General features: G+C 40.1%; 15 protein-coding genes. 8 read left to right on the forward strand and 7 right to left on the reverse strand.

What is annotated here, in order from left to right; genetic code table 11:
• Position 1: 1 nt before the first annotated feature.
• The 5 genes from DQ356_RS02425 to DQ356_RS02445 form a co-directional block, all read right to left on the reverse strand.
• The gene (locus tag DQ356_RS02425; RefSeq protein ID WP_114302885.1) at positions 2–1,168 is read right to left on the reverse strand and encodes a zinc-dependent alcohol dehydrogenase; all 1,167 of its coding nucleotides are present in this window, start codon (positions 1,166–1,168) and stop codon (positions 2–4) included.
• A gap of 278 nt (positions 1,169–1,446) precedes the next feature.
• Entirely contained in the window at positions 1,447–3,579 is a 2,133-nt protein-coding gene (locus DQ356_RS02430; RefSeq protein ID WP_114302886.1) for a TonB-dependent receptor domain-containing protein, read from the reverse strand.
• Between the two features lie 164 nt (positions 3,580–3,743).
• Positions 3,744–4,670: a malate dehydrogenase gene (locus tag DQ356_RS02435; RefSeq protein ID WP_114303137.1), complete on the reverse strand. Its 927-nt coding sequence runs from the start codon at positions 4,668–4,670 to the stop codon at positions 3,744–3,746.
• Between the two features lie 138 nt (positions 4,671–4,808).
• The gene (locus DQ356_RS02440; protein WP_114302887.1) at positions 4,809–5,822 is read right to left on the reverse strand and encodes a nucleoid-associated protein; all 1,014 of its coding nucleotides are present in this window, start codon (positions 5,820–5,822) and stop codon (positions 4,809–4,811) included.
• A 104-nt stretch (positions 5,823–5,926) separates the two neighbouring features.
• A complete protein-coding gene (locus DQ356_RS02445) occupies positions 5,927–7,135 on the reverse strand; it encodes a LuxR C-terminal-related transcriptional regulator (RefSeq protein ID WP_114302888.1) in 1,209 nt (402 codons plus the stop codon).
• A gap of 367 nt (positions 7,136–7,502) precedes the next feature.
• Here DQ356_RS02445 and DQ356_RS02450 point away from each other — a divergent pair, with 367 nt between their 5' ends.
• Genes DQ356_RS02450 through DQ356_RS02470 form a run of 5 tightly spaced genes read left to right on the forward strand, consistent with a single transcriptional unit; the run spans position 7,503 to position 15,576 of the window.
• The gene (locus tag DQ356_RS02450; RefSeq protein ID WP_126723220.1) at positions 7,503–8,642 is read left to right on the forward strand and encodes a HEAT repeat domain-containing protein; all 1,140 of its coding nucleotides are present in this window, start codon (positions 7,503–7,505) and stop codon (positions 8,640–8,642) included.
• 8 nt (positions 8,643–8,650) lie between these two features.
• Entirely contained in the window at positions 8,651–10,090 is a 1,440-nt protein-coding gene (locus DQ356_RS02455; RefSeq protein ID WP_114302890.1) for a glycosyltransferase family 2 protein, read from the forward strand.
• Positions 10,091–10,115: 25 nt separating this feature from the next.
• Complete coding sequence (locus DQ356_RS02460) at positions 10,116–12,929, forward strand: tetratricopeptide repeat protein (protein WP_114302891.1); 2,814 nt, start codon at positions 10,116–10,118, stop codon at positions 12,927–12,929.
• On the forward strand, positions 12,916–15,060 hold the full coding sequence (locus tag DQ356_RS02465) for a DUF4838 domain-containing protein (RefSeq protein WP_114302892.1): 2,145 nt from the start codon (positions 12,916–12,918) through the stop codon (positions 15,058–15,060). Before DQ356_RS02460 ends, DQ356_RS02465 begins: the two co-directional genes overlap by 14 nt.
• A gap of 6 nt (positions 15,061–15,066) precedes the next feature.
• Positions 15,067–15,576, forward strand: a complete 510-nt coding sequence (locus DQ356_RS02470) for a DUF1573 domain-containing protein (protein ID WP_114302893.1) — start codon at positions 15,067–15,069, stop codon at positions 15,574–15,576.
• Positions 15,577–15,832: 256 nt separating this feature from the next.
• On the opposite strand, the gene DQ356_RS02475 is transcribed toward DQ356_RS02470, so the two are convergent.
• Entirely contained in the window at positions 15,833–19,300 is a 3,468-nt protein-coding gene (locus tag DQ356_RS02475) for a fibronectin type III domain-containing protein (protein WP_114302894.1), read from the reverse strand.
• Positions 19,301–19,589: 289 nt separating this feature from the next.
• Here DQ356_RS02475 and DQ356_RS02480 point away from each other — a divergent pair, with 289 nt between their 5' ends.
• Positions 19,590–20,090: a hypothetical protein gene (locus tag DQ356_RS02480; RefSeq protein ID WP_126723221.1), complete on the forward strand. Its 501-nt coding sequence runs from the start codon at positions 19,590–19,592 to the stop codon at positions 20,088–20,090.
• 83 nt (positions 20,091–20,173) lie between these two features.
• Positions 20,174–20,596, forward strand: a complete 423-nt coding sequence (locus tag DQ356_RS02485; protein WP_114302896.1) for a VOC family protein — start codon at positions 20,174–20,176, stop codon at positions 20,594–20,596.
• A gap of 94 nt (positions 20,597–20,690) precedes the next feature.
• On the opposite strand, the gene DQ356_RS11385 is transcribed toward DQ356_RS02485, so the two are convergent.
• On the reverse strand, positions 20,691–20,819 hold the full coding sequence (locus tag DQ356_RS11385; protein ID WP_262510888.1) for a hypothetical protein: 129 nt from the start codon (positions 20,817–20,819) through the stop codon (positions 20,691–20,693).
• Between the two features lie 296 nt (positions 20,820–21,115).
• Here DQ356_RS11385 and DQ356_RS02490 point away from each other — a divergent pair, with 296 nt between their 5' ends.
• Positions 21,116–22,495 (forward strand): tyrosine phenol-lyase, encoded by a 1,380-nt coding sequence (locus tag DQ356_RS02490; RefSeq protein WP_114302897.1) that lies wholly within the window; start codon positions 21,116–21,118, stop codon positions 22,493–22,495.
• Positions 22,496–22,579 lie beyond the last annotated feature (84 nt).

Below are 22,579 nucleotides of genomic sequence, written 5' to 3' on the forward strand. Positions count from 1 at the left end.
ATTAAGCCCACGGATCCAGAACTACTTTCACACAACCGTCTTCTTTTTTATCGAAAATTTCATACGCTTTAGAAACTTCTGAGAGCGGCATCCGATGGGTGATAATATCCTCCAGCGTTACTTTTCCTTGTTCCACATAGCCCAAAAGCCTGTCTATAATGTTGTGCACCGGAACTTGCCCGGCTTTTACGGTAAGCCCTTTATCAAAAATCTGTCCCAATCTGAAATTATCATAATGGACAGGATAAACTCCTAAAATAGAAATCCTTCCTCCCCTTCTTACAGCGCTGAAACAGGCATCCAGAACCTTAATAGAACCTTTTTCAAAATTCACGGTAGCTTTCAGACGATCGATTATATTTCTTTCCGGCTCAAATCCAACGGCGTCAATACATACATCGGCACCCCGTCCTTTGGTCAGTTCCCGGATTTGGGTAATGGTATCGCGGTCGTTTTTCCAAAGTACAGTTTCGCAACCGGTGAGTTGCTGCACTTTTTCCAAGCGGTAAGAAAGCGTATCGATGACGATCACCTTGCCTGCATTGTGGAGCACGGCACTTTTCGCTGCCATCACTCCTACGGGTCCAGCGCCGAATATGGCTACTGTTTCGCCGGGTTTCAGTTCTCCCCATAAAACTCCCATATATCCGGTCGGGAAAATATCCGTTAAAAAAAGTACTTGTTCATCCGTAAGGTTATCCGGAACTTTCCGCGGGCCGTGATTCGCATAAGGAACCCGTACATATTGCGCCTGGCCACCATCATGTGCGCCATACAAATCGCCGTAACCGAAAAGTCCGCCTCCTTTTTCTGTCAGGATACCGCCTTCCGGGCCATAATTTTTGGGGTTGGAATTTTCGCAAGCAACGGGAAGCTCGTGCTGGCAGAAAAAACAACCGCCACAGGCGACGGGAAACGGAACGACCACACGGTCTCCTCTCTTCAGATGGTGCACGTCCGGGCCGGTTTCTTCTACAATACCCATAAATTCATGGCCTAAAACCATAGGACGGGCTTGTGGAACGCCGCCGGAATAAAGATGGAGATCACTGCCGCAGATCGCAGTGGCCGTCACTTTTAAAATAACATCTTCAGGAGATTGTATGTTCGGGTCTTCAGTTTCGTCACAGGTTACTGAACCGGGACGGTGGAATACGGCTGCTTTCATATGGAATGTTTTTGAATATTTTAGATGATTACCTCATCAAGAAATATACTGATACACAGCCAAACCCTGAATTTTAAAAACAATAAAGAAAATATTGTACAATGCTTTCGTACTGAAAACGAGTTCGACACAAGAGGACATTATGTATTCCTGAAGTGTTCTCTATGACAAACTATCAATAAAAATATGCGTCCGGAGTAACCCATTTTCACCTGCACATACTACCCGTTCATTTCATTCGTAAAACTGATTCGCCCATTATCTGTATAAGAGAAAGTTTATTTCCCGCCACCTTCATTTTTCTCTGCATTCACTTTAGAATTCTCTTTTACTTTTTGATTTCCAAATCGCTTGACCAAAGTAAATGAAGCACCGTACCAGTCAGACCGGCTTATGGTGTGGAAAGTTCCCACCTGGCTGTACGTAGTTTGATCAAACACCGGCTTCATAAAGATATTATTGAAACGGAGACTCGCCTCAAGTCCCGCTTTTTCAAAGATTTTGGTTACCGAAAAGTTGTGATAGAAATTAAAAGTATTGCCCTGCGTATTTCCGTTATTCTGTTTGTACAGACCTCCCCATCCGGAAAGATTGATGTTTTTACCAAATAGATTCGTGTAAGAGAAATTAACTGATCCCCCGAAATTGGTTAGATAATCCTTCGCTTCAATACCGTTTCTCGCATTAAAATCACTGTTATCGATATAGTTGAGACCCAGATTCAGATTCACATTCAGTTTGTTTTGAAAGAAGGTCTGGTTCGTATTGAAATTGGCTGAATACCGCTCCGATCTTCCCGGGAAGTTGGCCGGATAAGAGATCAGCCGGTCTCCGTCCTGAATATAATCGTCCCAGTAATCCTGATTCGTAAATCCGTAATTCAGGGAAAGGAAATATTTTTTATAAATGCCGGCTTTCAGCGTAAAACGATGGTTGGGATTGGGCTCCAGATCCATATTCCCTTTAGTATAATTGCCGTCTCCGGATGGAAGCTCAAAAGGATTGAACTCCGAATACCACGGTCTCCAGATGCTGTAATTATACGATGTAGAAAGATTGAAATTTGGGGTGAAGGTATATTTCAACAACACATTGGGCATCAAAATACCATAAGAATCTTCTCTTTGAATATTGTCCGTTTCCTGATGCAGTTTCAAGGTCATGTATTCGTAGCGCAGACCTATTCTTACATCCAGATAATCAAAAAACTTACTGCTGTAATTGGCATAAACAGAATTGAGATTATCCCGATACCTGAATCTGTTTTTCAATATTTGCGAAGTGAATCCGTAATAGTCCGTCGGAACATGATTATTGTTAAAATCCAGTTTCATTCCTGCTTCAAAAGTGCTTCCAGCTGAATCCAACAGCTGCGAGTAATCCAGTTTCAGGTAATAATTCCGCATTTGGGTATGGCTCATCACCTGCTGGAATTCCATGAACGGTAGAAGAGTCTGGTATCTCAGGAAATTCCGGTCGCTCTCGTGTGTATTATAATTAACGCCGGCATTCACATCAAAAATCTTATTTTTCTGCTTATCGTAATATTTGTAGAATATATTAGAACTCAGAACTCTGTAATTGGAGTTTTCTTGCTGCTCTACTGAATACTGATTGTAAGGCAATCCGTTTCGCAGAATTTCACCTGTAGAATTTCCTTCAGAACTACTGTTGTTCTGAAAAAACTCCCCAATGATTCCGATATTGTTTTTATCGTTCAACTCCCACTCTGAAGTGCTGGAAAAAGACGGCATTCTGCTATGATACAGCGCGTTGCTTTCTGTACGACGGCTTTCATTGTTCAGATATAGCAGACTTTCGGTAGTATCAGACTGAAAACTGGAGTAGTCGTTATAACTGCCGGTGATGGTTTGGGTGAATTTTCCTTTGTGATAATTCAAATTCAGGCCGGAATACTGATTGTTTTTGCGGTTCTGCGTATTGGTCATGGATATACTTCCTTTCACGCCCTCATCTTCCCTTTTTTTCAACACAATGTTGATAACCTGTCCGCTTGTTTCATAACGAGAAGACGGATTCGTGATGACTTCAATTTTCATCAGATTATCTGCGGGAATGGATTTCAGATATTCTTTCAGTTCTTTGCCTGTGAATACTGATTTTCTATCGTTAATATAAACAGTTACGTTCTCGCCCTCAGATTTTACCACATCATTATTATCAATGCTTACCAATGGCGTCATGCGCAACACATCCCACGTGGTATTTCCTGCAAGAATGGAAGAATTCTCCACGTTGAAAACGGTACGGTCCACCTTACTTTCAACGGTAGGCTTCCGGGCAGTAATGACGACACCTTCTATTTCACTTTGCTTCAAGGTATCTTGAGTTGACTGCGCAGAAAGCAACGTACAGAAACATAAAAAAGCGAGAGTAATGCTGATTCTCATAATGGTATTTAGCTGGATAATAAGACAGCGAAATTCCTGTTTTGTTACACCGCTTAAGTTATTTCTGTTTTAGATTTATTTTAATTTTTTTTGCGGCGGCTGCGCCGCCGCAAAAAAAGCGCGCCCAACTGGACGCGCTTCCCCAATATATTATTCGGTTATTCTTAGAACTTCAAATCCCCATTCACTTCTCTTACCGCCTGTGCAGCAGTTGCGAATTTTTCTTTTTCAGCATCTGTTAAAGAGATTTCCACGATTTCCTCCACACCGTTTCTTCCGATAATGGCCGGAACGCCAAGACAAATATCCTGTTGTCCATACTCACCATCCAGCATTAATGAACAGGGAATCATCTTTTTATGATCGCAAAGAATCGCCTGAACCATCACAGAAACAGCTGCTCCTGGAGCATACCAGGCTGAAGTTCCCAGAAGTTTGGTAAGCGTAGCACCTCCTACTTTGGTTTCTTCGATAACGTAGTTTTGTTTTTCTTCATTCAGGAATTCGGTAACAGGAACGCCATTTCTGGTTGCTTTGCTCAGCAATGGAAGCATTCCTGTATCGCTGTGTGCGGCGATTACCATTCCGTCTACATCAGAAATCGGAGCTTCCAGGGCTTCAGCCAATCTGTATTTGAATCTTGCACTGTCCAGAGCACCGCCCATTCCGATGATTCTGTTTTTTGGCAATCCGGAAGTTTTATGAACCAAATAAGCCATCGTATCCATCGGATTCGATACTACAATGATGATGACATCCGGCGAATGTTTTACCAGATTGGCAGTAACTTCTTTCACGATCCCGGCATTAATTCCGATGAGTTCCTCTCTTGTCATTCCCGGTTTCCGTGGAATTCCGGAAGTGATAACGGCTACATCTGAACCTGCTGTTTTGGAGTAATCTCCTGTTGTTCCTGTAATTTGGGTATCGAACCCGTTCAGCGAAGCGGTTTGCATCAGATCCATGGCTTTTCCCTCAGCAAAACCTTCTTTGATGTCTACTAACACAACTTCTGCACAGAAGTTTTTCATGGCAATATACTCAGCACAACTTGCTCCTACTGCTCCTGCTCCTACTACGGTAACTTTCATATTTTTTATGTTTTTTAATATTGTTTTCAGCACCTTCCTCTGTACCAGAGGCAGCCTGTAATTCAAGCATTCAAATTTACAAATTATTGAAAGCCTGACCAAGAGATGGGAACAGGTTTTCTGTTTCAGGTTGTCAGGTTATTTTTCTTCATCAAAATAAAGACGATAATATTTCCCTTTTTCGTCCTGTCCGGTTTCTATTTTCTGACGGTCGCCATGTACATAAATATGGAAATTCTTATCCAGTTTGATGACACTTTTGAAATACCGGGAATTCTTTTTAACCGCTGTGGCATTGATGGGAAATTCCTCTGCAATGGAAACCTGCATATCTTGTTCGTAATCTGTTTTATAGTTCACAAAACTTTCGATCACATTTTCATCCTGAAGAACTTCCTTGGAGAATTCCTGCAAATCGAATTGTTCTTTTTCTTTAAAGAAAGTAATGGATTTATTCAGAAAATCAGCCTGATCTGCTTTTGACACTTCAAACTCCTGCGGAAGCTGTTTGGTAATGAAATCCTTATAAACAGAAAGGGTTTCGCCGGTATGGAAATAATCGTCACTGCGGGGTTGTACTTTCAGGAAATCCTCGAACCAGTAATATTCGTCGCCGTTTTTATTTTGATCAATCACCGAAACGGCATATCCTGTTTCCCGGGAATGATTATAAATGATGCAGCCCTTATCCAGTTTTGAAAGCCCGATTCCCCAATCCTGTTGTAGATCGAAGCTTTCCTCTTCTCCTTTAATTTTCAGGAAAGGCAGTTTATTTTCAGTTTTAAAAATCCCGATTTTATCTATTTTACCTTCGTCCGTTTCTTCTCCTTCAAAATAACAGACGAACATTTCACCGCTCTGAATTCTTGGATTTTCCGCTACTTCATACAAATGTTTTGCGATGGCTTTACTTTCTTCGGTAAAGTTTTTTTTATCATCAAAAATTTCAGAAACAGCGTGATAGACGGGATTATTGACCAGATAAGAATCGCTGTAAAACTGAAACTGTTCTTCCGATTTGAACGCTTTCAGAAAAAAATCTGAGAGCAGTTCCTTCATCTCATCTTCCAGTTGAAGAGTATCGTGAGAAAGATGAAGGTTTTCCTGGCGTACTTTATTTCCGACCCGGTGTACGATAATATCCGTGAACATAAGTAAAAATTTATCGGCTGCAAAAATACCTTTTTATCTTCACAATAAGTTTGCTGAAAAAACTTTCTATGATCGCTTTAGCAATGTCTTTACTTTACGAAAGGTTATAATTCTGTGCGTTGGTTGATGTTCAGGATATTGTAGATAACTTTCAGATGGTATTTGACGGTGTTTTCAGAAATAAATAAAAGTTCTGCGATTTGTCGGTTGTTTTTCCCCTGCTTTACAAGCTCAATGATCTCTCTTTGTCTTTCAGTAAGGTTGAAGGAGGCCAGATCAGTTTTAGAACCATCTTTTTTGCTTGCAGAATTGGTTAGAATTTCTATTTCATGCAGAATGCGCCGGTTTTCATCTTCAGTTAAAATCCGTTTCTGTTTGTTCACGAGATAGAGTTTGATGAATATCAGAATGAGAAAAATGAGAAGTCCGGATAAAATAACAAAAAAGAACTGTTCATTTCGTTTTTCCTTCATTTTATATTCGTATTCCCGGGCTTTCATTTGTTGTTCCAGAAGTTCTATTTTGCTGCTGTTGCTGTTGGAATTGTATAGAAAAAATACAGAATCACAGATCTGCTGAAACTCGAACGCTTTGTGGTAATCCTGATTTTTACGGAATACATTTTTCATGATTTCGTGCAGATAGAATTCGTATTTCAAATTTCCAAATTTTTGAGCAATTTTCAGCCCCTCTTTGTACATTTCATCACGCTTTTCCGTGTCGTTCGTTTCATTATACAGTTCTATTTTTTTCCCGTAAACGATGGGAAGATCTTGCAAATAGAATTTCTTGGCAATCTGAATCGCCTGATCCAGGCTTTTTTCAGCCTCATCATATTTCTTATCTTTCATCAGAAAATATCCTTCCTGAGTGTAAAGGAAAACGCGTTGTTTTGCGGAAAGATATTGGTATCCTGTAGCTTCCAGCTCTTTCATGAACTGTTTCGCTCTTTCAAACTGCTGCAGATCAAAATATACAAAAGATTTTTCGGCTTTTATTTCCTGCTGCACCATTTCCTTTCTGTTGCTTTTCATTCCTTCCTGAAGGGCGAGATCCAGATTATGCAACGTCTGATCATAATTGAACAGTTTCTTGTAAATCATGGCTTTCAGCAAAAAAGCAGTGTAGCGTTCATGATGTGAAGCGTGACCATCGGCTAAAAAGTCCGATATAAGCTGCATAGAAGTTTTATATTCTGCGAAATCGTTGTAATGAGAGATTTGGTTTCTAAGCGAATCGATATGAATTTCTTTTGCAGTAAATGCAAGCGAGTAGAGAATAACCCATAAAATCATCAGGCGTTTCCAGAACATTTATATGTTTTTTTCAAAATTAGGAAAATTACAGAACACATTAAGTTTTTTATCACTTTTTTCATCACTATCTCATTCAAAAAATAAACGTAAACTGAATATGAAAGAACTATCCCATTCTACTGGCGAAAGCTGAGATTAATAATAAGATTTATCTGCAAAAAGCTTTACCAGACGATTTTTATGTGTCTGTAGAAATGTTAAGAGCAAATAATAGATTATAAATTTTTAATTTCCATAACCATAACTACTTGCATTTTCTATAAAGCTTTTTTCTTATTTAAGAGATATTCTATATTAATAAGAAAAGCCTGATATTTTTTTATTGCGAATATTAAAATTAGTTATACCTTTGTCACAAACACAAATGATGGATACTATAAAATTTTATTTATATTATCTTGATTCACTATTTATCGGTTATCCTTTTGTCATCAGAATGACGGTCAGCCTTATCACGTTATTGATAAGCTTGTATGTCATTGCGATGGTCAGAATTGTCGTCACCGTTAGGAAGCGAAAACGAGATAATGCACGACGCGAAAACATCTCCGAACGATTTGGAGAAAAACTGCGAACCGTATTGCTCACTGAGCAGGAAATGTCTTTTTTTGAAATAAAAGACCTCCTGAATCCCAATGACACTGTTTTTAAAAACTGGGAAAAAAGGTACATCACCGATCTGGTTATTCAATTAAAAGAAAAACCTTCTTTTAACGATCACAACTATACACACCTGTTAGAGATTTTTCCGCTCCTGGAATTTTGGGAAAAAAAACTGCAGAAAGATAATCTTGGTGAAAGTAAAAATGCTATACGTATCCTGGATCAGATCAAGCAAGGGATTACGGGAAGTTTATTTTCAAAGAAAATTAATTCTAATGAAGCCTCACTCCGCAAACACATCAAAAGCGAGTATCTGAAATATGCTTCTAATGATGCTTTCAAATTCTTGGAAAATAATTTTGACAAAGATTTTAATGGACTGGATGGCGTTCGGCTTCATGATTCCCTGAAAGAACGGGATGCAGCACGTCCATTGCCTTTGCTTACCAAATGGCTGAAAAACTCCGGAAATGAATTTTACCAAAGTTTCATTATCAAAGAAATCGGCTATTTTGAACAGAGAGCTGCTGCACCCTATTTAGTAGAATTCTTCAAAGAGACCGACAGCGTCGAGGTAAAATCCGAAATTGCCAATACTTTGGGAGTTTTGAAGTATGAAGATGCAATATCTCTGTTGGCACAGGAATACCCTTACCAAAACACAGTAGTACAGGAAGCCATCATCGATATGATGGGAGAACTGCGTACCAAAAAAGCCTTTGATTTCCTGAAAGAAATCTATCCTGAGACCCAAAACAATGAAACAGTAATTAAGATCATAAAAAATCTGTATAAAATTGATAAACGTAAGACCAATACTTTTATACAGAAATCTGCTCCTACATCCTTTGAGAAGGAAACCCTTGCTTATATTAAGCATAATGCAGTAACTTCTGTATAAGATATCCCATGGAACAAATCCTGTATTTTTATCAGTACCTTATTTACTTTTACAGTTTTGCGATCACTATTTTCTATTTATTTTTGATGATCTGCTCTTATTTCATGATTGAAAAGAAAAAGATCAAATACACACATATAGAAAGCGAACTGTTGGTAAGCCTACCAGAATATGCGCCATATATTTCCATCATTGCACCTGCCTTTAACGAGGAAGTTATAATCATCGACAATGTGAAATCATTGATGAGCCTTAATTATCCCAATTATGAGGTGATTATTGTGAATGACGGCAGCGAGGACAAAACATTAGAGCTTCTGATCGAGAATTTTGATCTGGAAGAAATCGCTTTTCCTTATATTGAAAAAGTACGGTGCCGTCCTGTAAAAAGGGTTTTTAAATCAACTAATATTGAGTTTCAGAAACTTATAGTGGTGGATAAAATCAACGGAGGAACCAAGGCCGATGCGATGAATGCAGGGGTGAATGTCGCCAATTACGATTATTTTATTAACACAGATGTGGATTGCCTTTTGGCACCAGATACGCTTACGAAAGTCATTCTTCCCGTATTGGATTCCAAGGTAGAAGTTATTGCAGTAGGTGCAACCATGCGAATGTCGAATGGCTGCGAAGTGAAGCATGGTGTGATGACAAGAGTGCGCCCGCCAAAAGGAATTATCCCGACTTTTCAGGAAACAGAATACCTGCGATCCTATCTTTTGGCGAAAATGGGATGGTCCATGTTTAATCTTATTCCTAATGTATCCGGAGGTTTTGGGCTCTTCAGTAGAACAATCGTTATTGAAGCCGGAGGTTTTGATCCGCTTTCTCATGCCGAAGATATGGATATGACGATGCGGATGGTGGCATACATGCGGGAAAATAACAGAAAATATAGAATTGTACAGATTCCTGATACCTGCTGCTGGACACAAGGACCACCGAATCTTAAAGTTCTGAACCGACAGCGTACACGTTGGGGACGAGGCCTTCTGCAGATTTTTGTGGTACACCGTAAATTTCTTTTTAACCGAAAATACGGAAGAATGGGCCTCGTGATCATGCCTTATGCATTGATATTTGAATTTTTGGCCCCCATCATCGAGCTTACCGGATTGGTGACCATAATATATCTTCTGTTTACCAGCCAGATAAATTTCAACACCTTCTGGCTTATGCTTCTCTATGTTTATCTGATTGGTATCACCATGTCATTGATGACCATTTCTTATGACGTGCGTGTGAAAAGACAATATAAAACCTATCCCGAATATCTTCGCCTGATTTTATTTTCATCTATGGAAGCATTTGTCTATCACCCTCTTGTTGTGTTTTTCAGCTTGAAAGGATACTGGCAGTTTTTAACGCGGAAAAACTTCAGCTGGGGTGCAATGACGAGACAAGGATTCTCCCAACAAAATCCGCCATCCAAAACGGCCGCATAATTTTTCAATAAATACATCTATTTCTATGAACTGGATTTTAAAAAACAAAGCCTCTATCGCCGCCAAACAGTTCTTAACCCTTGTGGCGCTTTTTGGTTTTATGGTAATGAGCCACGCCCAAACTCTGGAAGATCCTGACGGAAGTGTGGAACTTGCTACTCAGGTTAAAAATCATTACCAGAGCGGAAACTGGGAAACCGGCAAAAAAATCCTGGACGAAGGACTGAAGAAATACCCGAAAGATTCTGACCTGAAAATGCTTTCAGGAAGATATTTTCATCAAAAAAAGCAATATGACAAAGCACGATACGAACTAAAGAAAGCTTTGGATTTCAATGCTAAAAACGTAGATGCCAAGCAAATTCTTGTAAATGTGGAAAGCGAATCAAAAAGATACTCCAGCGCGATCTGTTATGTAAATGAATTATTAGAAGTAAATCCATACTGGAAAGGCCTTTGGCAAAAAAAAATTGAACTGTATGAGCAGCAGGGAAACAATGTAGAAGCCAACAGACTGAGGAAAAGGCTGAGTCAAATTTATCCGAAAGATGTCAAAATACAGCAAGATTATACTTATACTACCGAAATGAGAGCCAATGCACTTCGCAAATCCGGAAGAATAGATGAAGCTATTGCCCTCAGTACAGAACTTGTAAAAAAACAACCCGACAATCCGAATCATTACCTCACCCTGATTAACGATCACCTGAAAGCCGGAGATCCTTATACTGCGATGACGTACGCTGAGCGCGGACTAAACCAGTTTTCAGGAAATATCCAGCTTGTCAATAAAAAATCAGGAATATTGGCCGATCAGAAAAGGTATGATGAACTCCTTCCTTTTCTTCAGGAACAAATGAAATATGGAAACCGCGGTGTTCTTCAGGAACAGTACAACTACTATCTTCTGGAAGCAGCCCGTCATGCTAAAGATCGAGATCCTTCTACTCTTTATGGGAAAATATTTGAAAGCAGCCCGGGAAATGAGGAAGCATTCAATTATGTTTTTAACAACGCCGTTGGAAACCAACAATATGAGGAAGCACTGCACATTCTTACCCGCTACCGAAGAGCGCGGGGTGGTTCCAAAAACCTTTCTTTGAAAGAACTGATGGTATACAGCAGAATGGGAAACATCAGCCGTGCTGAATCTCTCACCAAGCAGCTTTTTACTCAATATCCAGGAGATGCTGACCTGAAAAGTGCCTATGTGAAAATTCTCATCAATGAGGCTAAAGATTTGATGGCAGATCAAAGATTTGATGAAGCCATTCCTGTGTGGGATTTGGTAAAAAGATATGGTGACAATGAAAGTTTCAAAACTGCAGACAACGCACTCTACAATGCTTTCGTGGAACTTAAAGATTATAATAATGCATTGAATACCCTGAACAGCATCCAACTAGACGATCCTGATAATCCTTCTTTAAACATCCGAAAAGCAGATCTTTATTTTCAACTGAAGCGTTATGAGATGGCCCTCACTTCTTACGAGCAAGCTTTCACACAAGTTACAGAAGAACAAAGGGTGAAATATCTGTCAGGATATGGAGAAATGCTCACCATTATCGTAAAAGAACTGAATGAGCAATTCCGTTATGATGAATCAATGACGTACGTACAGCGCTGGCTTCAGCATGATCCGGTGAATCTTACGGCATTAAAATATGCGGTGAATCTTGCTTTCCAGAGAAAAAACCCTCAGGAAATGAAAATGTATGCCCAGAAGGGGAATGATGCTCATCCTGATGAACTTTATTTCAAATTGAAACTGATGGAAATCGATACATTGGATGCAGAAAACTATGCGCAGGTTTATAATGGACTTCAAAATGAACTTTTGGAAAACCCTTATCATCAGGAAACCATTAAAGCATTTGCCGATGTATCAGAAAAATACAGCATTTATCTTATTAAAAACAGCCGTAGCGAGGAAGCCGTTGCCGTAGCAGATGCGGCTCTGAAATATATGCCGAATCAAAAAAGCCTTCTCTATACGAAAGGAATGGCTTTTGAAAAACTGAAAAAGTTTGATTCTGCTTATGCGTATCAAAAAACCTTTGAGCCTTCCCTTCTGGAACTTCAGGAGTTCAAACAGCATCTTCATTATTTAAAATACAAAAGTTTTCGAAATGAAATTGCCGTCTATCATTTGAGAAGCAGATTCGGAGATCAGGATATTCTCAGTACTATTTCCACTTTGGAATACAATCGTTTCGGGGCAAAAGATACGTATACCGGCCGGATTAATTATGCAGGAAGAGATGCCGGAAAGGGACTTCAATTCCAGGCGGAATGGTTCCGGAACTGGGATGAAAAAACCCGCACCAAAATAGACGCAGCTTGGGCGAGCCAGTTTTTCCCTTCCATCGCTGTGAATGCTTCGGTTTATCGGGATTTTCCGGTACTGGAAGGAATCGAAGCAGAGCTGGGAGCCGGTTTCAGAAAGTTGCCGGAAGGAGAAAGCCTCCCGAATGCGGTTGTAGGTGCCACCAAAGTACTGGATCCGTGGCGCCTGAACCTCAGGTTAAACAATTTCTTTCTGAACGGACAGTGGTTGTATAATGCTTCTACTAATGTGCGGTATTACCTGTCTTCTCCTAAAAATTATTTAACAGCGATAGGAAGTATTGGTTCTTCACCAGATGTGGATCTGATTAATTATCAGTTTTATAACGGATTTTCTGTGCTCAACTCTATGGTAGGAGCCGGATTCAGCCATTTGATTACCGATTCTGTTTCCACAGGAGTTCTGGGAACCTGGTATCATTACAAATCGAATGATGTGAGCTACCGCAATCTGTATAACATTTATATGAACCTCAATGTTTCTTTCTAAAATTTTAAAAAGAAATTTATTACTCATTATTTTGGCATTTGTGAGTTGTTCGTCAGGGAAATCACCTGCGCTAAAAGCGGACGGATACGTCATTTCTTCAGAAGAAGACGCCGCCAGTGAGCGTTGGGCAGAATATCTTTTCCGTCATTTAAAGAAAAGAGCCAAAGATCCATCGACTGTTGTTCTGGTAAAAGGCACTCAACAGGGACCGGAGAATTTCAAGAAAATCCATATTGAAGTCGCTGCTGACTTGAAACACAGCTATTGTATAAAACATGATGAAAAACGCCTGCACATCCGGACAAAAGATGAAGCTACTGCGCTTTGGATGGCGTATCAGGTAATCGAAAGCATTTCTAATGAAGATTCCAAAATCAGCACTCCGGATCTTCCTCCACCCGTTATTGCGCTCAACAGCTCGTGTTTTACTTTTGATTTTTCGTATCGAGGCCCTCATTATTCTCCAAATCTGGAAGAAGACATGGCTCCGGTTTATGGAAATGACATGGTAGAAACAGCTTGGGGATTGTGGGGGCATCAGTTGTCAAAAATCGCAGCTAAACTGCCATCAAAAAACGTTTACGCATTGGTTAATAATAAACGAAATTCTAACCAGCTTTGTTTTTCATCTCCGGAACTTTATGATGGAGTCCGGAATTTTATCATTGATGAATACGGAAAAGGAGAAAAAAATTCCCATCGTTTCATGTTGATGCCGAACGACAATACTATGGTATGCACCTGTCCGCTTTGCCTCCAGGCCGGAAATACGGATAAGAATGCTACACCAGCTGTGGCAGAATTTATGCGAAAATTGGCAGACGAATTTCCCCGTCATCAGTTTTTCATGACCGCTTATCTCACTACTCATACTGCTCCGGAATATGAGCTTTCAGAGAATTCAGGGGTGTTTTTCAGCACCATAGAACTTAAAAAAGGAGTTGCTCTGAATATGGATCAAAAAGAAACCAAGAAATTTATTCAAGACCTTCGTCAATGGCGCATTGCCACGCCAAATCTTTACATCTGGGATTATGGAGCCAATTTCGATGATTACCTGACACCGAGCCCGCTGTTGTACGGTTTACAGAAACAGCTTATTTTCTTTAAAGAAAACCAGATACGGGGTATTTTCCTGAACGGAAGCGGTTACGATTATATGCCATTTGATGATATTAAAACCTATGTTTCTGGTGCCCTAATGATGAATACAGATGCTGATATCGATGCGTTGACCCGGAATTTTTTCAAAAAGAAATATCCCGTCAGCGGAACTCTTTTGGCTAATTATTATCTTGGTTTAGAAGCTGAATACGATAGCAAAAACAAACCATACAACCTTTACGGAGGTATGCGCGAGAACCTGAAAACCTATTTCAATCCAGAAACTTTTACTGAATTTTACACTCAGCTTCAATTCATCATTCCCAAAACTTCAGGAGAAGAACGGGTGAAACTGGAAAAGCTGTTTACGGCTCTTACTTACCCCCGAATGCAAATCGCCTATACCCAAGGACACCGACAATGGGGATACGCGACCTTAAACGGGAAAAAACTAATTCCAAAGCCGGAAGTCCGGACATGGCTGGCGGCATTGAAGAATTATGAAAACTATGAAAATTTAAATTCTTATAAAGAAACCGAAGGAAATCTTGCAGAATATATTGGGGAATGGAAAGAACTGTTGGCAGGAGACAGTTATGAAAACCAACTGCTGGAAGGTGCGGTTTCAGTACTTTCAGAAAAGGATGAAGGTTTCGAGAAAACGCAGCTTTTAAATGACGGCACTCGTGGATTTACACAGGATTATCATCAGGGTTGGTATCTTAACAGCAGTAAAAATTTCAGGGTAGCATTTTCTACTGAAACCTTGAAGCAAGGCGGAAAAATACGCATGCGGTTCCTTCGCAATGAAAGACACCGAATTCTTCCTCCGGAAAAAATCACGGTGATTGCAGATGGAAACACTGTCAGGACATTCACAAAAAACGACTTTACCGTTTCAGAAAATACCGCTATGGTAGAGATGGCTCTTCCCTTATTGCAATTCAAAAATATTGAACTTCATTTCGACCAGGATCCCGACACCAAAAGCATCATTGCCTGTGATGAGATTCAGGTTTTAAATTAAAATAAAATGAGAAAACTATTTTTCATGACCACTGCGGTATTATTATTACTTAGCGGTACTGCCTGCGACGATATTAAAGGCAAGAAAACAACCATTCAAATTACTGACAATAACCGCCATTACTATCCTATCCTCATGGGCCAGGAGCTGAATATTGTTTTTCCTATCAAAAATACTGGGAAAAATCCGTTCATTCTGGAAGATATCATTACCTCGTGCGGATGCATAACGCTTGAGAAATCTTCCATCGGCACTATTCCGCCTGGTAAAGAGGCCAAGCTTGTCCTGACTTATAATTCTGCTAAAAACATCGGGGAAGTACAGCACTACATTACGCTGTACGGTAATTTTGCTACAACTCAGAAAATGGAACTCATGTTTGATGTGCATGTGGTGCCCCAGTCATTGTACACTAAGGATTATGAAGAAATGTTTCAGGAAGAGAAAGACCGTGCCGGAAATATAGAAGATTTGGCAGACGGCAATGAAAATAATAAAGGGTATTATCTGGACTAAAGAAATCGGAAATAGCCGATCCATCTTTACAAATTCTCCCGACTTCTCGGTCTCCGTGAAAATTAGGAATTAATATTAGTTCTAAAATAATTTGTTTACTCACCTTTAAGAGTCGGCGCTCATTTCTGATTTAAATGGGAACAGTTTTCATGAGTTTTAATCCTGTATTTTAAATACTTAGCAAGCAATCGACAAATCAAGAACAAAAAGAAGCGGCCCTAAAGCCGCTTCAATACTATATATGAGGATCAGAATATTATTTCTTGATCACTTTTACAGATTTCACTGAACCATCTTTATACTGTAATTTCAGAAGGTACAATCCTGAGGTCAAGCCACCAAGGTTGATCTGTTTTTCAGGAGAAGTTATTGTTTTCACAGTTCTTCCGGAAGCATCAATCACGGTTACCGTTCTCAAATCCTTAACATCAGAAATATAAATGACTTCTGTAAACGGATTCGGATAAACGGTCACCTCCTTAGTGTTCTTCACGGTTTCATTTGTAGAAAGAGATCCTGATATTGCAAAATTATCTACAAAAAATTCGAAGTCCTCTGGATCATCTACAGTTCCATCTGTTCCAAAAAATGCAAACCTTGCAGTGGTAACAGTATTTGGAATAGTATAGGTGTACGGATTTGAAGTATTGGTTACCGGTGTAGTGGCATCCCAGGTCTGAAGTACGGTCCAGGTAGCTCCTGCATCTGCAGACATCAGAAGTTGAACCATATCATCACTTCCCATTGCTGAAGAAGTGGTAGAAGCATATTCCGTAACTCCATAATCGAATGTTAACTGATGTCCACCTCCGGCAAGATTGAAATCGGGAGTGATCAGCCATCCTGCACGACCTGTAGTCCATAAATTAATCTTCACAGCACCCGTAGTTCCCACATTCAGGAATCCACCTACGACCCATAAAGCATTACTTCCGGTAGGTCCTGTTGCTGCCGTTCCTCCGTTACCCTGAGCCCAGCACGGCCCAGTAGCAGAAGTAAAAGCATAAGTATATGATGGCGTTATGGTATCACACACTGTGGTAAAGTTTCTTATGGTACAATTGGGTGCTATCACTGTTCCATTAGATGCTTTCACAGAATAGAAATATTGTGTAGAATATTGAAGTGGTGTCGGAAGGGTATATGAGGTTACATTTCCTACATCTACTGCATTCATAATATCAGTTCCACCTGAAGTAGTACCAATGGTCAGCACATAGCTGGTAGCTCCTGCCAGAGCATCCCAGGTAATGGTAGGTGTAAGTGAAACTGCTGCGGCATTATTGGCGGGACCAGTAACTGTCGGACAGAAATTCACTGTAGTGAAAGACGGACCAACACTCCAGTCGCTGAATTCAGTAGCACTACATTTGGCTCTTACCCACACATAATACGTAGTTCCTGGAAGTAAATTCTGAAGCTCTGTATAAATTCCGTTAATTCCAGTTACACTTGGTGCAGTAGCGGCAGTCGGTGCAGTATTGGTAGTGTTGTAATATACTTCATATCCCATTGCCGGTACAGGAAGTCCTCCCCAGTTTACTTCAGCAGTAAAGGAAGTGATGCCGGAAATAAAGAGACCTGTTGGCTGAATACAAGTTGGCTGTTCCATAACGCGTACATTATCCAGCAATAGATCATCATAGAAATAACCATTTCCACTCACATCTTTATCTACAGTAAATCTGACTTTTATGATCGTATTGGCAAAGGTTGCTGGAATGACGACACCTTCAAGTCTCCAACCGTTGTTGTTGGTTTCATCCATAAATACTTGTGTCCACGTCGTTCCATTTCCTATTTCTACCGTCAGCCTGTTATTATCATAAGGTGGCAGGTTACCTGCAGCAGCATCTAAGTGATTTTTGAACCACTCAAACTGTAAATATGGATTCGTGAGTCCAGTAAGATCAATCATTGGCGAGATTAACTGTACGGTATGAACTCCGGTGTATGGAGAACTGGCGTCAACCCAAGCATATGTTCCAGAGGTTCTGCCATTATTCGTCGCTCCGTACCCTGGTGCTCCTGTAAACTTCCATCGTACATTAGCATCCGTTGAGGTACTTGTTGGGTTTACATTTTCCCAGCATCCTGGTTTTACACCTCCATCAAATGTTTCTGTAAATGGCGCAGAGAAAGCAACACAGTCTGTAAGGAATGTGGCATAAGGAGTCCAGACGCTTTTTTCCGTAGCACTACAGTTGGAACGAACCCAAACATAATAAGTAGTATTAGGAGTCAGTCCACCGATCGTGGCCGTAGAAACGCCTGGAGGAGCCGTTTCAGTAGGTACTGCCGTTGCTGTAGGCGTAGTATTGATATTAGAATGATACAATTCATATCCCAAAGCCGGTGGCGTTCCTGGTTGTGTCCATGAAACAGTTCCTGATGAAGATGTAACACTCTGCACAACCAATCCTGAAGGTTCGGCACAAGATGGAGTTTCTAAAATTAAAATATCATCAATATATAGATAATACTGGTTTGCATCTGAATAAACATTGAACCCAAGATAATAAACACCGGAAACAGCAGGAGTGAAATCATGGAAACCCAGTTGCATTGTATTAGAACCCGTAATATTCGTATAATCATGGATGACATTGGTTTGACTGGCGGCTGTTTGCGCTGTTCCATACGTTATTTTCAGTTTTTCTACAGAACCTGCACTGTTTTGTCCATATTTGAAATAAACACGATAACTGGTTCCTGCAGTCAGGTTCACGCCTCCTGTATAAAACCATGCATTGGCAGGATTTGACCAATCATATTCATAGGTAAGCGTATTGCTTGTGAAACCATATCCCGGATTATTGCTAGTTTCCCAGTTATTCCCGGATCCCAGATTCTCTTCTAATGTACATATTGGCATTCCAGGCACAGTTGCATTTTCAAAATCAATAGAATACGGCAACGCATACGGTGTACAAGGGGTCGTAAAAGTATGAACTGAAGACCAGATACTTTTATCGGTAGGAGAACATACAGAACGTACCCATACATGATAAACAGTGCCGGAAGAAAGACCAGTGAGAGGCTCAGATAATCCAGATGCTGTTAGCATTGCAGAAGTAGAAGCAACAGGGGGCACTCCGGTAGTGTTATAATAAATTTCATAACCATTGTTAGGTACCGTTGCAGGTGCAGTCCATGAAAGTGTAGCACTGTTCACTGTTACACCACTACTACTGACTGCCGTTGGCATCATACAGGTAGGAGGTGCTGCCACTACTAAAGTGTAGTCATGCGCTTCCCCAAAACCTGAGGTATTACAGGCCATTGGAGGTGATGTATTGTCAAAATCATACTTTGAAGCAATCCTCAATCTATAGCTTCCCAGGGGAGTAGATGCAGGAATTGTCAAAGTTCCATTGGTAGTCAAAGAAGTTCCGGAATACCCTGAACCGATCTCCGTATCAAGATTAAAACTGTTAGTAAAATCTCCCCAGATCCGAACACTTTGTGTTTCATAACCATGGGTTACCGTAAAATCATACGGAATACCTGCCTGCAAAGTAATTGTCATACTTGTAAAATCGCCATACGCACCTGTAGAACAGCCCGTATTGACGTGTGAAAAACCGGCTGAAGGAATCAAAAAATTATTGATCCGGTCACCATCTGCACATCCATTTGGAAAAGCAGGGGTACAGTAGCTCGTCTGTGCATTAAACTGTCCTAGAAACAGAATAAATGCTGTTAAAAAATAGATTCTTCTCATAACACAAAAATTTTTAATTGGTTAAATGTATACATAATTTATCGAAAATCAAACAATACTTCATTTTTAATATGAAAATAAAATGAAATTATCATAAAATAGATAAAAACAGTCATTATTAAACAAATTGATCAAGGTCGTGAAATCAGTGATAGTAGGCAGAAGCACCATTTTAATTACGCAAAACCATGAATAAACCAACAGGAAAATTAAAACTCTACTCATCATAACCTCATGGAGAGTTGCCAGTTTGGGAAAATAAATTTAGATTCGCTTAAAATTTTATTCTATGAAAAAAATATTCTTCTTTTCGTTATTATGTATCTCTTTTTCGATGCTGTTGTCTTCTTGTTCCGGTGATGATGAAGAACTGCCAAACCTGGGTAATTTCACTGTAGATGGTGCTACATACCAAATCAACAAAGGAAATCTAAAAGGGTATAAAAGCACAGCTGCCAACCAATCCAACAACTATACTTTCGATTTCGCTTCAGAACAGGGAAACACAGTTCGCACCGTAAGATTAAGCATCAGCTTTCCTTTCAATACGATGATGAACGGCGAGTACAAAATAACAGGCAGCAGCCGGCAACTCGATCCATGGTTATCCCAATACACTGAAACCACAGGAAAACATACGGATACCTACAATAACCTGATTACAGGAGTATGCACAGTAGCGCGCATTGGTGAAAATAATTTCAAAGTAAAGTTTCAAATGCAGACTACTTCTGGGCCTGAAATAAAAGGAGAATTTGAAGGAGATGTAAAAATACAGGAAATTGAATAAATTTCAGGTATGGGCGGACAACCCTCTTAAATATTCCCTGAAGCAATTTGAAACTTTTTTCATATAATTTAAAATCAAAAACAATGGCAACAGTAAATACCTATCTAACTTTTAACGGCAATTGTGAAGAAGCTTTCAACTTTTACAAATCAGTATTTGGAGGTGATTTCGCGTATATCGGAAGATTTGGCGAAATGCCCGAAGGCGACGGATATTCGGTTCCCGAAGCAGACAAAAACAAAATCATGCATGTTGGTTTACCCATAGGAAACACCATCTTAATGGGAAGTGACACCGGAGGCGACTGGGCCGCAAAATTAATAGAAGGCAATAATTTTTCTGTTTCCGTTAATACTGAAAGCAAGGAAGAAGCAGACCGTATTTTCAACGGCTTGACGGCAGAAGGACAAATTACTATGCCTATGGAAAACACTTTCTGGGGTGCCTATTTCGGAATGCTGACCGACAAGTTCGGCATTCAGTGGATGGTCAACTTTAATCACTAAAACCGATAATCCAAAATTAACAACCTCCCTTTATTACGCAAAGGGAGGTTTTTTTTCATCTCGGCCGAAAAGGATTACTCAGATTCTTTGAAGATCAGAAAGCAGTCTTCCCGGCTTTTTCCTCTTGCTTCTTCATTTGTCTTTCTTCAATTTTTTTAACAATAAATCCGATAATCAATGGCGCTGCCCACAGAAGGGCTTTTCTTAAAAGTCTTGCTCTCATAATGTTTTTTTTGATTTTGAAAAACATTGCAAGAGATACGCCAATTATGACCAAAGTCAGAATTTTATAAGAAAGCGAATGCTACCTTTGTTTCATATAATCGTTGGTATGAGAATTTCCGATTTAAATTTTATCAAGTGTTCCGAAGCTTATTTGGACATTTTCTCATTACTGCTCTACAAAAAATTTCTGCGCAAACCTACCTGATTATTGTCTCTTATATTTTAATTTTTTCAGGAATTTCTCATTATAAAATTCCTTACAACTCTAATTTTCAATCTTAAAATGACAAAACAATGTTACCAAAAAGAGACAGCTGGGCAGAACCCTACAAAATAAAAATGGTGGAACTTTTGAAAATGACCACCCCTGAACAAAGAAAAAAAGCGCTCACAGAAGCCGGATACAATACCTTTCTTCTCAAATCAGAAGATGTATATATCGATTTGCTTACCGACAGCGGAACCAGCGCCATGAGTGATGAACAATGGAGCGGAATGATGCGCGGCGATGAGGCCTATGCCGGAAGCAAAAATTACTATAATCTGGAAAATGCCGTTTCAGAAGTTTATGGCTACCAATATCTCGTGCCCACCCATCAAGGAAGAGGAGCCGAGAATATCCTTTCCCAAATCATGATCAAACCCGGAGATATTGTGCCCGGAAACATGTATTTTACCACCACACGCCTCCATCAGGAACTTTCCGGAGGAATTTTCCATGATGTGATTATTGATGAAGCGCATGATCCGGAATCTGAATATCAGTTCAAAGGAAATATAGATCTGAATAAAGTGGAAAAACTGGTTCAGGAATACGGAGTGGAAAAGATACCCTACATCTGCGTCGCAGTTACCGTCAACTTAGCCGGCGGACAGCCCGTTTCCATGCAAAACCTGAAAGAACTCCGAAAATATACAGAAGAGAAAGGCATCAAAATCATGCTGGACATGACCCGCATTGCGGAAAATGCCTATTTCATCCAGCAACACGAAGAAGGGTACCGCCTGAAAACCATCGCAGAAATTGTAAAAGAAATCTGCAGTTATACCGACGGTGCAACGTTCAGCGGCAAGAAAGATGCTCTGGTCAATATCGGTGGATTTCTCGCACTAAATGATTGGGATAAATTTGAAGAAGCCCGGAATCTGGTTGTCGTTTATGAAGGTTTGCATACCTACGGCGGACTTGCCGGAAGAGATATGGAAGCCATGGCCATCGGTATTTATGAAAGTGTACAGGATGCGCACATGAAAGCTCGGATAGGGCAGGTGATTTATCTGGGCAATAAAATGAAAGAATTTGGAATCCCGATCGTAAAACCCATTGGCGGCCACGGAATTTTCGTAGATGCCAAACAGTTTCTGCCCCATATCTCACAGGACGATTTCCCGGCGCAAACTTTAGCCGCAGAAATTTATCTTGACGCCGGAATCCGGACAATGGAGCGCGGAATCGTTTCTGCAGGAAGAAAAGCCACCGGCGAAAATTACTACCCTAAACTGGAACTCGTACGTTTCACCATACCCCGGCGGGTGTACACACAGGCGCACATGGACGTTATTGCCGAATCCACCGCCAGAGTGTATGAAAGAAGAAACGACATCAAAGGCCTGAAAATGGTGTATGAACCGAAATATTTAAGATTCTTTCAGGCGAAATTTGAGAAGCTGTAAAACTGAAATGTAAATATTATTTTTACAAAGCAGATGATGACACCCTCACAGATTGATGAGGGTTTTTATTGCACCTTACGCTAT

Source organism: Chryseobacterium lacus (assembly GCF_003336205.1).
Taxonomy (GTDB): Bacteria; Bacteroidota; Bacteroidia; order Flavobacteriales; family Weeksellaceae; genus Chryseobacterium_A; species Chryseobacterium_A lacus.